Raw genomic sequence first — 13,866 nt, forward strand, 5'->3', positions numbered from 1 at the left:
AGTGAAAAAGATTGAAGATATGACTCAAGAGGAGTTAGATAAATATCTAAAGGAAAGAGCTAAGGAAAGAGAACGGTATTATCGAGAAGAAGCCACAGAAGAAGAGAAAAAAGTAAGAGAAGAAATACGTGAATATGTTGATAGAGAGAGCAAATACCTTATTAGTGGTATCTATTTTGAGGAACTATCAAAAGATCATCTCCATAATCAAAGCTATAAGGAACGCTTAGCCAAGGCTGAAGAATTAAACGGCTGTAAGTTTAAAGAAGCAAAACCCTGTAAAGACAGATTTGCGCCGAGAGACGACTTTAGTGGTGTAAGTTACCCTAGCCAATGCGATGGTCGGGTTGTTTCGGTACCGCGCTCACCTGGATTATGGTCTATTAGGCTACATGGGTTGGTATTAGGCCCTATCATTGGGATTTGTCTGTTAGGGGTAAGTATGACAGACGACAGTATGCCAGCTTGGCATTCGTGGTTGGGGCTGTTTTTACTGACTGCATTCCCTTTAATAATGTACAAATTAGGGAATGCAATTCGTATTGTGGATGCAATCGAGTTTAATCGCCATACCGGATTGGTAAGAACGCCGTACACCTTATTCAGAAAGCCATTTTATATCCCCATAGAAGATCTTGAGTATGTTGTTGGTCCAGAAGTAAAAAATATGCGAGGCAGCGCATCGATGCAAACGGGTTACTTAAGTTGTAGAAAATACCCCGAGCACTATTGGTTTGGAAATCGTATTGGTATTGCGGGAGGTGGCGATACTCACGATTGGTCACAAATGAATAGATTTATGGATATTACTCAACCAATTGACGAGTACTATCACAGTGCTATGGAGTATACGTTTAAAAAGAATAGGAATGCTCACGGCAATGGCCCATTTCCCGAGGTGATGAAAAAGTACTTTGATGCAGATGACTGCCAAGTAAATCGCATGGAAGTGTGGTAGGGCGTTAATCATTACAAGTGCTTTATGGTAGTCAACTAAAAGGAGTTGTTGATGAAAAAGATTGAAGAGATGACTCAGGAAGAGCGGAATATTTATTTAATTGAGAGGGCTAAAGAAAGAAACAGAAAATACCGCGAAGAAGCTACCGAAGAAGAAAAAGAAGACTTTGCAAAAACTGACGCATATATAGATAGAGAAACAGGTTACCGTCTTAGCGGTATTTTTTATGAAGAACTACCAAAAGACCATCTTCATAACTTAAGCTATGAGGAACGCTTAGCCAAGGCTGAAGAACTAAACGGTTGTAAGTTTAAAGAAGCAAAACCCTGTAAAGACAGATTTGCGCCGAGAGACGACTTTAGTGGCGTAAGTTACTCGAGTAAATGTGATGGCCAGATTGTTTCTGTACCGCGCTCTCCAGGGCTATGGTCACTTAGATTGCTTTCATTGGTATGGGGTCCTTTGGCTGGAATAAGTTTATTAGTAGTTAGTATGACAGACGGCAGTATGCCAGCTTGGCATTCATGGTTAGGGCTGTTTTTACTGACTGCATTCCCTTTAATAATATTCAAGATAGGGAATGCAATTCGTTTTATTGATGCAATAGAGTTTAATCGCCATACCGGTCTGGTAAAAACGCCGTACACCTTATTCAGAAAGCCATTTTATATCCCCATTGAAGATCTTGAGTATGTTGTTGGTCCAGAAGTAAAAAATATGCGAGGCAGCGCATCGATGCAAACGGGTTACTTAAGTTGTAGAAAATACCCAGAACATTATTGGTTTGGAAATCGTATAGGTATTGCAGGGGGAGGTGATGTTCACGATTGGTCACAAATGAATAGGTTTATGGATATTACTCAACCGATTGACGAGTACTATCACAAATCTATGGAGATCCAGTTTAAGAATAACAGGAATGCTCACGGCAATGGCCCATTTCCAGAGGTGATGAAAAAGTACTTTGATGCAGATGACTGCCAAGTAAATCGCATGGAAGTGTGGTGATACAATACGAATTCTAAAAAACTTTCATCTGCAGCTGCGCGGGTCTCATTAAGATAGTTATTTCAACAAGCAAACCAATTTAATATCAGTCTCCAATTAGGTGGATACCAAGGTACCAGTAATAAAGCGGGTATTCATTTTTGGCCGTCTAGAGTGCATGTTAAGTTTTTGTGGCAAAGCAGCTGCATGTACTAAATGAGCCAAAAATTTAGGAGATTATGTAATGGATAGAAAATGGTTATTACCATCATTATTGGCATCAAGTAGCCTTCTGGTCGCATGTGGGGGCGGAAGTGATGACGATCCGCAACAACCTGGCGATAACACCGGAGCCAAAGGTTCAATAAAAGTCATTGTACAGGGCTTACCCTCTGATGCTGAGGCAGACCTAACGCTAACAGGTCCATCAAGCTATAGCGAAGATATTTCTACTACCACTACACTCAGTGCGCTTGCAACGGGTGAATATAAGCTAACCGCTACCTCTCGCTCTGTAAATCAGGCACTTTATCAACCCAATGAAGAATCAATCACCGTTGATTTAAGCAGCAATGAAGAAGAAACAATCACCATCACCTACCGGACATCAGTCAATGCAGAGGGAACAGTAACGGGATTTGGCAGTGTGTATGTGAACGGTGTGCGCTATGAAACGACACCAGAGCAACAAGCAAACCTTAAAGTTGGTATGCAGGTTGACTTACAAGGTAAACAAGGAGCAGATGGTGGCTTTGCGGTGGCAGACTCTATTACCTACGATGCAACCGCTAAAGGTGTAGTGACCGCAGTAGACTATGCAAATCAAACAATTACTGTTTTAGGTCAAGAATTTGGTGTCGATAAGCGCACAAAGCTCACTATCGCATTTACTGAGTTAAATACGGGAGACTTTGTTGAGATCAGTGCGCTGCATCAAGGGCAGGGTCAATACATCGCTACCCGTATTGATGTTGAAGAACAAAATGGCGAGTTTGAGGTTGAAGGCAAGGTTTCTGAACTAAACCTCGATGCCAAGACATTTAAATTAGGGGCGCTTATTGTTGACTACAGTCAAGCAACAGCGGTTGAAGGCACAATAGAAAATGATGCAATAGTAGAAGTAGAGGCATCAAACTTACCTGTAGAAGGCGTTTTACTTGCGGATAGCGTCGAAGTTGAAAGCGCCAATTCAGCGCCTTCGGGAGCGGTGGCAAAATTCGAAGGAATAGTAACGCAAGTCAGTGACGATGCTTTTGCAATTGGCGGCCATACTTTTACATTGAGCGATGAGACTGACTTTAAGAAAGGCGACGATGACGACTTACAAGTCGGTATGCGTGTATTTGTACTTGCAGTTGCAACTGAAGAAGGTTTAATCGCCAAAAAAGTACGCTTTGATAAACAGTCAGAAATAGAACTAACTGGTGTAATTGACGCAATTGATCTTGAAGCACAAACACTAACGGTATTTGGTAGCAGTTATTTTGTAGATAACTATACCCAATTTGAAGATGAGTCAGATGCTGAGGACAAAGAGTTAAAACTCGAGAAGCTTAATATTGGCGATGTCGTTGAAATTGAAGCTTTTGGCTTTGAAGATGCTTATGTTGTAAGAGACTTAGAGCGCATCTCTGCGAGTGATTTTAATGATCAGCAAGAGCATGAAGTTGAAGGAAAAGTTACTGCTGTGAATGCAGCTGAGCAGACTATCACTGTTGGTAAACTGGTCTTTGCCATCAATGGAGCAACCGAACTTGAGCTTGAGAGTGATGTTGATCTAACTGTATTTTTTGAAAAAGTGGCGGCAGGTGATATCGCGGAAGTTGACTATGTGATCCAAGGCGATGCACTTATCGCAACTAAAGTTGAGGTTGACGACAAGGAAGACGACTTTGATGACCGAACTTTTGAATTAACAGGTAAGGTTTCGGACTTTAACCCTGTCGATGCAACTTTTAGCCTCAATGGTAAAACTGTGTTTTTTAATGAAAACACTGAGTTTAAAAACGGCATATTTGTCAATGACGACTTTGTTGAAGTCAAAGCGATTCAGCGTGCCGACGGCTCAGTTTTTGCGCTTAAAATTGAAATCGAATCTGAAGACGGCATTGAGCTTGAAGTTGAAGGTAATGTCACCAACTTTGTCTCAGCGTCTGAGTTTATGGTGAATGGCATTTCAATTACCACGGATAACAATACTGAGTTTAAAGATGGCAGCCGTGAAAACTTAGCTGATGGCGTCTCTGTTGAAGTCGAAGGGGTGTTAACCCAAGATAACGTACTATTGGCTAAGGAAGTTGAATTTGATGATGACGCTGCCGAAGAAGTAGAGATTGCGGGGGTTATCGAAGACTTAGTTAAGGACTCTCCGTTTGATTATCAGTTCAATCTCGGCGCGCAGCGTGTTCAAGTTAACGCAAACACAGAGTTTAAGCATGGTAATTTTGAAAAGCTAGACAATGGTTTAGAAGTGGAAGTCGAAGGATACAGCACAGATGGCGTGACAGTGGTTGCTAAAGAGCTAAAGTTTCAAGCAATAAAGTACGTAGAAGTTGAGGGGGCAATCACGCAGGTTGATTCAGCAACCATGTTTTATGTACTTGGCCAAAAAATTAAAGTGTCTGAGCAAACTCAGTTTGAAGATGGTGAACAGTCTGATATTGCAACGGGTAAAAACGTTGAAGTGGAGGGCTATTTAGTAACCGTGGATGGTGAAACTTATATTCAAGCAGAAAAAGTAGAGTTCGAAGACTAAGTATTACTAAATGTTAAGCAAGCAATTAAAGCCTCCAATGTGGAGGCTTTTTTGTATATTTATCACTTTAAAGTTAATTCACTTCTCCTGACTTAGTATCGTCATATTTCTAGCACTTAACTGCCATAAAAGCTTAGCTTTCTTGACTTTTTTCCCTCGTATAGTGACACCCGCCACGCAAAACGCAACGGTTTATACTAACTCGCTGTGCTTCTTGGTTCAGCTTCTATGAAGTGGAATAAGAAGAGACGAGAATTGGTATTACTGAAATAACTAAAAGCATGCGCACGGGTATGCAAACAAAGTAAAGAAAGGACTTATGAAAACAAAACTACTTCCAATCGCACTACTGTGCGGTGCCACAAGCATTATTACTGGTTGCTCAGATTCAGATAACGATGTTGATATAAACGTGCCGAAAGGACCTGATATTCCAAAAGAGGGCACTGCGGTGTCTTTGCGTTTACTAGAAACCACAGATTTGCATGCAAATGTATTGAACTACAACTACTTCTCAGACAAGCAAGATGACAAAGTGGGTCTAGTGAAAACCGCGGCGTTAATCCATCAAGCGAGAAGCCAAGTTAAAAACTCCATGCTGGTAGATAATGGCGACTTGATCCAAGGTAGTCCGCTTGGCGACTATATGGCGAAGATAAAAAACCTCAAAGAGGGAGAAGTTCACCCTGTTTATAAGGCCATGAACACACTAGAGTACGATGTCGCAAATATTGGTAATCATGAGTTTAACTTTGGCTTAGCGTTTTTAGACGAAGCAATCGACGATGCGAATTTTCCCTATATTAGTGCAAACGTATTTAAGGTTGATGGCGACGAAGATGAAACAAATGATGTGCCGTTATTTAAGCCTTACCTAATTCAAGAAAAGCAATTCTTTGACGAGAATGACAAACTTCAGGTGATTAAAGTCGGCTTTATCGGGTTTGTTCCACCGCAAATCATGCAATGGGATAAGGCCAACCTTGAAGGCAAAGTGATAGCCAAAGACATCGTAAAAATGGCAAAACACTACGTGCCTAAAATGAAAGCTGAAGGCGCGGATATTGTCGTTGCTATTCCGCACTCAGGTCTAGACGTGTCAGCCGATAAGCCAATGGCTGAAAATGCATCTTATGCTTTGTCCAAGGTGGATGATATAGACGCCATTATGTTTGGTCACGCGCATGCAAACTTCCCTGGTTCGGGCTACGCAGACTTAGCGGCACATGGTGTTGATAACGATAAAGGCACAATCAATGGCGTTGCGGCTGTAATGCCAGGTTTTTGGGGCAATCATCTTGGTGTAATTGACCTAGATATCCAATTTAAATCAGGTAAATGGGTGGTGGTTGACTCACAGTCGACATTGAAACCAATCTATGAAACGGATGAAAATCGTAACACGGTATCATTAGTTGAAAGCGATGCGGCAATTGAAGCGGCGGTACATCGTGAGCATGCTGAAACTCGCGCATGGGTGAATGAACCTTTTGCTAAAATCACCAACACAGTGAACAGCTATTTTGCGCTAGTGAATGACGATCCCTCAATCCAAATCGTGACCGACGCACAAGCATGGTATACAGCAAAAATCGTGCAAGGTACTGAGCTTGATGGATTACCCATTTTGTCTGCGGGTGCGCCTTTTAGAGCAGGGCGTGGCGGGCCAGATGACTTCACCGCAATACCAGCAGGTGATATCGCCTATCGTAACGTTGCAGATATGTACATTTATCCGAACGTACTTAAGGTGTTGAAGCTCAAGGGCAGCGAAGTGCGCGAATGGCTTGAAATGTCTGCAGGACAGTTCAATCAAATCACACCGAATACTGAAGGCGTTCAAGCGCTGATCAATCCAGACTTTCCTTCTTATAACTATGATGTACTAGATGGTGTGACGTATCAAATTGATGTCACTGAGCCTGCACGCTACGCGGCAAATGGTGAAAAGGTGTCAAACGGTAATCGCATTAAGGCATTGAAGTATCAAGGTGAATTGGTGAAGGATGACCAAGTATTCTTGGTAGCAACGAATAACTATCGTGCATCTGGTGGCGGTAATTTCCCAAATATTAAGGGAGATAAAATCGTCGTTGACTCGCCAAATGAGAACCGTCAGGTCGTTGCTGACTATATAACTTTTGTTAGCGACCAAAATGGTGCTGAAGGACTTGATCCGTCCGCCGATATGAACTGGTCATTTGCACCTGTGGTTGGCGCCAATATTGAATTCTTTAGCTCAACCAGTGCAGATGCTGAAACTTACAGTCAGCAATTTAATCATATTCTACCTACCGGCAAAACCGACGAAAGAGGTTTTGCACTTTATCAGCTGGATTTAACACAACCGCTGAACTAATACACTACGCCGCCATACTCTGGCGGCTTTTTTATTGCTTCTTTTTATAATTTTCAACGGGATTTGACGAATGAAACAAGTAAACTTCAAGCTTTGCAGCGTAGTTTTGGCTGCAGCTATATCCACCTCTGTATTTGCAGCGCAGCCGTATGACTGGAATAACCACATTCCAGTCAAAACACCAAGCACAAACAACAATGGTAAGACAGTATTATTTGATGTGTCACACGGTGGCGTTGAAGGAAACGCTGATTGGGTTATTGACGGTGCGTTTTCAGACTTTGCGGATGCATTAGTTAATGAAGGATATACCGTAAAAGAATATCGTGGTGTTGATTTAAACAATGACGGCAAGATTAGATTCTTTGACGACCGTACCTCTCAAAGCAATCAAAATGAAGCGGTTATCAGCTATGATGCGATTAAAGATGCCGATGTCTTTGTATTGGCAGAAACTAACCGTCCTTTCACTCAATCAGAGCAAGCGGCGTTATTGCAGTTTGTAGCGGATGGAAAAGGGATATTTTTTATTGCAGATCATTATGACGCGGATCGTAATCTAAATACGTGGGATGCCACTGAAGTCTTTAACGGCTACAACCGCTCAGATCTGGCTAAGTATAATCTAGGTGGTGAGTACGGTGACTGGCGTAATCCAAAATCAGCAGACATGGGATGGCTTGCAGAAAATTTTGGGATCCGCTTTCGCTTTAATGCCGCTGACTACAAGCAAGGCGTAAGTGGTATTGAGTCTGCGAGCAAAACAGAAGGGATCACACTCGGAGTTACTCCTGTATTGATGGCCGCCGGCGCGACGCTTGCGATTGTAGATGAACAAAAAGCGAAAGGCTTGGTTTATTTTTCACCTTCAGATACACCAGCTAAGTGGCGTCATGCTAAAGATGATGGACTTTACTTTGGTGGTAGAAATGAAGGCCCGTATGTTGCTATCTCAAAAGCTGGGTTAGGCAAAGCCGCATTTATTGGTGATTCTTCCCCAATTGAAGACGCTACACCTAAATACAAGCGTCAGGATAATAGCAATAGTAAAAAGACGTACCCCGGCTGGACAGACAGTGGTAATGCGGCTGTTCTTTCGGTCAATATCATCAACTGGCTAGCGACTCCTGAGTCGTATCAATACTTTGATGGTACTAATGGTCATGCAAGCGGTGAAGTAACGCCTGTGCCAATGGCGGCGCAAGAAATGTCTGATCCAAATAATGGCCAGCCATGGGGGACGCCTGCATCGGGTTTTGATGCGTGGAATACAGATAGCTATAAAAATAACTCTTTCAATGCGCCTTATGGTTCAGGGCAAACCAACCCAGATCCTAATCCCGATCCAGAGCCAACTCCTGATGGCACGATTTCTGTAGCACAGGCCCTTGCTGCTTCTACTGGGTCTAAATTTGCTGTGTTAGGTAAAGTGACAGCCGAAGTAAACGGCATCTATGGCCTATTACTCACAGATACTGCCAACGCATCACTAAGTATCAACGTAAAGCTTGAATCTGCTCAGCGCAGTGACTTTAACCCGCAACTCAATCCAGAGATCCTTGGTCAATCAGTTATAGTGACTGGTACTCGAGACAGCTATATGGGTGAGGCTGGTATTCGTTATGTAAGCGATATTCAGATGGCACCAGTGGCATTGTCGGTTGAGCAGGCACTTGCAACCGCCGAGGGCAATGAAATTGAGCTTGTAGGGCGTGTTAAATCTGCACTTAATGATATCTATGCTTTAGTACTTGAGGACAGCCAAAATCCAAATCATACGATAAATGTTAAACTTGAAAGTCACCAGCGTGCTGCATTTAGTCCGCAGCTTAATCCATCCATTCTTGATTCTACTTTAGTTATCAAAGGTGTTCGCTCATCGTATATGAGTGCACCGGGGATACGAGAAGTCAGTGAAATACAAACAGTTGGTACAACGACAGAGCCATCAAGTGATATGAGTGTTGCTGACGTATTAGCGCTGAATAATGGCTCGGCAGTGGTAGTCAGTGGCAAAATCACAGCAGCTGTAAACGATATCTATGCGCTTGAATTAAGCGACTCAACTGTTGCTGGCAACAAACTATATATTAAGTTGGAAGCAGCTCAGCGCGATGTATTTAGTCCCAAGCTTAACCCGAGTTTGATTGGTAAATCATTGAGAGTTGCAGGGATTAAAAATGACTATATGAGTCATCCAGGTGTTCGTAATGTAACCTCACTTGTATTGTTAAATTAAATCACTGTAATTGACCCTCCTTAAAGTAGGCATAGCAACGTTTATGTCTACTTTATTCCAAGCGTTATTCCCGTATATTCTTTGTTCATTCATTATTTCACAAACTACACTTTTGAGGTCATTTATCTGGTTTGGATGGTAATGATTTTTATTTGTGTTAGTGTGTCGGCGTTATAGTGATATAAACTCGCCAGCTGCAATGCTTAGTCGAGATCAGTAGGTGCTATTGCTAAGTGTTTACTGAAAGGAATAATGTTTTTAACTTTGGAACAAACTACATGAAATGCGTTTGCTTAATACTCTCTCTTTTATCCTTTAATCTTTATGCTGCAGCGGTCAACGTTGTGGTCACTGGTGTAAAGCAACAACAGCTCGAACGAACATTGTCTTTAACGGGCTCAATTAGTGCAGCACAACACGCACAAGTGTCAAGTTTAACCGATGGTGTAATCACTAAGATCTCAGCTGAAGCCGGTGATATTGTTAAGGCAAATGCTGTACTACTGAGTCTCGATGTAGCCTTAGTAAAAGCTGAGCTGAAAAGTACAGAAGCAGCACTTGAGCGTGCCAAGGTCGAACGCAACAATGCGATAAGGTTGGTAAAAGAGGCACAGTCGCTGTCGCAGCAAAAATTATTTGCGCAAACAGAGCTTGCTGACAGACAGGCTAAGTTACAAGCATCAGAAGCCTCTCTTTTAGAAGCACAAGCTAAGATAGCTTATCAGCGAGAGCTCGTTAACCGCCACCAATTAAAAGCGCCTTTTACGGGGGTGATTGCAAAGCGCACAGTTAATTTAGGTGAGTGGGTGACGCGCGGACAAACGGTGTTTGAGTTAGTGAGTAGCGATGTTTTGTGGCTCGATTTGCAAGTGCCACAAGAATACTTTCAGCTTATTAATCTCGGCCGTGTCGTTAGTTTTAGTGTTGCAAGCGCGCCGAGCGTGCAGCATCAAGCGCATGTATTGGCAAAACTTCCGGTCGTTGACAAAACTAGTCGCTCGTTTTTATTAAGATTGGCAATCCCAAAAGGTGCGCAGTTGCGTGTCGGCGCATCGGCTACGGCAAAACTGCCGCTCATTCGAGCACAAGACCACAGCGTGATTATTCCTAGCGATGCGATTTTGCGTCATCCCGACGGCGGGTTTAGTGTCTTTGTGGCCGTTGACGGTCAAGCAAAGCGGTTAAACGTTCAAATTGGTGAGCGAATTAATGGTCATATTGAAGTTATATCTGGCTTAGAGATAGGACAGCAAGTGGTGGTTGAAGGCAATGAGTTATTGCAAGAAGGCCAGGCATTAAACATTGTACCGAGTTTATAGGTGCGGGTGATGTTAAGAGCCAGTGTAAATCACGCCATTTTAGTTGCTGTCACGGTATTGATCTGTTCGATATTGGGCATTGTTGCGGCGTTTAAAATTCCGGTGCAAATGATCCCAGATCTTGAAGTAAGAACCATCACTGTAGTGACCAATTGGCCCGGAGCAACGCCACAAGATGTTGAAAAAGAAATACTTATTGAGCAGGAAAGGTATCTTCGCTCACTTGCGAATCTAACTCGCATGTCCAGTTATGCCAATACTGGTGAGGCTGAGATAGAGCTTGAGTTTCCATTTGGTGTCGACGTCAACGAAGCGCTCATAAACGTGAGTAATGCGTTATCTCAAGTGCCAAATTATCCTGAAAACGTCGACCAGCCGGTGTTATACAGCAGCGCGTTTTCGAGCAATGCCTTTATGTTTTTTAATCTAAAGCCGCAACCGGGAAATCCACTCAATCTTGATATCGATATGCTTCGCGATTACGCCGAAGACTTTATCCGTCCAGAAATGGAAAGAGTCAGCGGAGTATCTCAGGTTGGTGTGCGCGGTGGTGCACTCTATCAAGTACAAATTTTAGTAGATCAAGAACAATTGGCGAGCCGTGGAATTAGTTTAGTTGACGTTAGAAATGCAATACGCAGTCGTAACCAAGATGCCTCTGCTGGCGATATAGACAGTGGTAAACGGCGTTATTTACTGCGTATGGTCGGCCGCTTTGAGTCAGCTAAAGCGCTAGAAGAGCTGGTAGTCAGTCACCGTGCGGGCACCACAGTTAAGCTCAAAGACATCGCTCAGGTAAAGCTTGATCATTATGAAGTGCGCGATATTGCCTATAACAATGGTGAGCGAGCCTTAATGCTCTCGGTGAGACGAGAAAGCGGCTCTAATGTGATGGCCATTAAAGAAGAAATGATGGAGGTAGTGGCTCGCATCAACCGTGATATGCTCGCAAGCAATGGACTACAACTGACGCTATTGAGCGATGATGTTCGTTACGTTAAAGGATCTGTTGAAAATGTTTGGACTAATTTAGCGCTGGGTGCGGTGCTTGCGACTCTGGTGATGTTTTGGTTTTTAAAAAGCCCACGCTCGACCTTTATTGGTGTGATGGGTGTTCCAATTTGTACCATCGCGGCATTTTTGGGTCTGTTGCTATTTGACAGAACGATCAACGTGATTTCCCTCGCCGGCGTTGCTTTCGCCATTGGCATGACGGTTGATAACACCATTGTTGTACTTGAGAACATAGAGCAAGCCAGACGCCGGGGTCTCGACAAACTTCAAGCTGCCGTTACCGGAGTTCAAGAGGTATGGCCTGCGGTGCTCGCTTCAACCCTGACCACAGTGTTGGTATTCGCACCTATTTTATTTATTCAGCAAGAAGCCGGACAGCTGTATTCCGATGTCGCAATTGCGATTTCTGCTGCAATTATTGCTTCTATGTTGGTGGCCTTGTTTGTGGTGCCTGCTGCTAATGCAAATTTTGCCTGTAAGGAAATCTCCAGTGGCATGTTGTCCACACCTAAACTGCCAACGTTTATTCCGGCGATGTTATCAAGTACGCGTGCTCGCATAGTGTGTATTGTATTAGGTAGTGTGTTGTTAGTCGGTGGTGCGTGGTTATTTATGCCTAAAGCCGAATATTTGCCGGAGGGAGAGGAGCCAAAAGCGTTCTCTATGATGATAGCGCCTCCGGGCTATAACCTCAGCCATATGCAAAAGATTGGCGATGAACTACTTCCTTATTTAAATAAGCATTTGGAAAACGATGACAGCGATTTTGTATCAGGTAACACGTCGTTGCCACCTTTAAAGTATTATTCGATGTCTGTTGGTGTTGGTAGCATTTGGCTATTGAGTGAACCATACAACCGTGAATACATCGATGAAATGATGGAGGCAATCACGACCAAGTTTAGAAGCTACCCAGGAATGCGCGCATTTTCTTCTAGAGGCTCGATTATCTCCAGTAATGATGGCGGTTCAAGAGCGGTGGCTCTGGATATTAGCGGTACAGATCAAACGGCGCTCTACCGGGCGGCAGATGCAGTGTATCGGTTAGCGGGGGAGGTCTTTGATAATCCACAAGTGGATTCTGCGCCATCTTCTCTGACACTCGACCAACCGCTAATAGAAATTCAACCAAGGTGGCAACGGTTGGCTGAAGTGGGCATGAGTGCTGACGAACTCGGCTATACGGTCGCAGCCCTGAGTGATGGCGCATATGTTGACGAGTTGATATTAGACGATGACAAAGTAGACGTCTTTTTATTTTCTGAGTCGGGTAATCAGCAAAGTCTTTCGCAGTTAGCGCAATCTCCGGTTGTGACCAAAGCTGGACTGATCCCGCTGAGCGCTTTGGCCGATCTACGAGAAAAAGCAGACAGTGATAGTTTGCGTCGAGTTGATGGACGTAGAACCGTGACTGTATATATTATTCCACCAAGAAATGTTGCGCTAGAGGAAGCACAGGAATTAGTAAGAGCTGAATTATTACCGCAGCTTCAGAGGCAGGGCGATCTGCTTCCTGGTGTCAATGTGAGTATCGGTGGTGCTGCCGATCAACTAGACAAAACCAAAGAAGCGCTGGGCAGTAATTTTGTCGTTGCATTAGCGCTGTGTTACTTATTACTTGTCGCAATCTTCAAGCATTGGGGCTATCCGCTATTCATTATGGCAACAGTGCCGCTTGGCATGGCAGGGGGTTACTTGGACTAATTGCTATTAATGGTATTGGTAGCATAACAGGCACTTTCCACCAGCCTTTTGACATGATCACTATGCTTGGCTTTCTAATCTTGTTAGGGACTGTGGTGAATAACCCTATTCTGATTGTGGATCAAAGCCGCAGAAATCTTGAGAGTACCAGAATGAGTGTTTTTGAGGCGGTGATCTCAGCGCTACAAACGCGATTAAAACCGATTGTGATGTCAACGATGACAACCTTATGCGGTCTTGCGCCATTGGTGTTTATTCCAGGAGAAGGATCTGAACTTTATCGAGGCGTTGGCATGATAGTACTTTGTGGTATTGCTATGGCAACTATCGTCACACTCACCATTTTACCCGCACTATTAGTCAGCTTTTTAAAACGGCCTGCAGAGAGTTCTGTAAGCAAACTCTAAACACATATTAATCACACAGTGGATGTTATGAATGCCTTGCTTGAACATTTCTGTTCAGCAGGGCATTTTTTATTGCTAAGTGGTATGGAAGCTTGAATTTCGAGGTTTTTGCCCACACTAAAAT

Annotated in this window: 6 protein-coding genes and 1 pseudogene; all 7 read left to right on the top strand. The window is 43.4% G+C overall.

All coding sequences use genetic code 11. The annotated features are described in order from the left end of the window. Nucleotide 1: 1 nt before the first annotated feature. The 7 genes and pseudogenes from B1L02_RS08145 (at nucleotide 2) to B1L02_RS08175 (ending at nucleotide 13,742) form a co-directional block, all read left to right on the top strand. Nucleotides 2-958 carry a hypothetical protein gene (locus B1L02_RS08145; RefSeq protein ID WP_088530627.1) on the top strand — a complete coding sequence of 319 codons (957 nt, stop codon included), beginning with the start codon at nucleotides 2-4 and terminating at the stop codon, nucleotides 956-958. A 51-nt stretch (nucleotides 959-1,009) separates the two neighbouring features. After that, entirely contained in the window at nucleotides 1,010-1,966 is a 957-nt protein-coding gene (locus B1L02_RS08150) for a hypothetical protein (protein WP_088530628.1), read from the top strand. A gap of 223 nt (nucleotides 1,967-2,189) precedes the next feature. Beyond that, complete coding sequence (locus B1L02_RS08155; protein ID WP_088530629.1) at nucleotides 2,190-4,700, top strand: DUF5666 domain-containing protein; 2,511 nt, start codon at nucleotides 2,190-2,192, stop codon at nucleotides 4,698-4,700. A gap of 319 nt (nucleotides 4,701-5,019) precedes the next feature. Further along, a complete protein-coding gene (locus B1L02_RS08160; protein WP_088530630.1) occupies nucleotides 5,020-7,059 on the top strand; it encodes a bifunctional 2',3'-cyclic-nucleotide 2'-phosphodiesterase/3'-nucleotidase in 2,040 nt (679 codons plus the stop codon). Between the two features lie 70 nt (nucleotides 7,060-7,129). Beyond that, the gene (locus tag B1L02_RS08165; RefSeq protein WP_088530631.1) at nucleotides 7,130-9,298 is read left to right on the top strand and encodes a DUF6359 domain-containing protein; all 2,169 of its coding nucleotides are present in this window, start codon (nucleotides 7,130-7,132) and stop codon (nucleotides 9,296-9,298) included. 278 nt (nucleotides 9,299-9,576) lie between these two features. Further along, complete coding sequence (locus B1L02_RS08170; RefSeq protein ID WP_088530632.1) at nucleotides 9,577-10,617, top strand: efflux RND transporter periplasmic adaptor subunit; 1,041 nt, start codon at nucleotides 9,577-9,579, stop codon at nucleotides 10,615-10,617. Nucleotides 10,618-10,626: 9 nt separating this feature from the next. After that, nucleotides 10,627-13,742, top strand: a pseudogene (locus tag B1L02_RS08175) (efflux RND transporter permease subunit). The last annotated feature ends 124 nt before the right edge of the window (nucleotides 13,743-13,866 follow it).

The sequence above is a fragment of the Pseudoalteromonas piscicida genome, from assembly GCF_002208135.1.
GTDB classification, from domain to species: Bacteria; Pseudomonadota; Gammaproteobacteria; order Enterobacterales; family Alteromonadaceae; genus Pseudoalteromonas; species Pseudoalteromonas piscicida_A.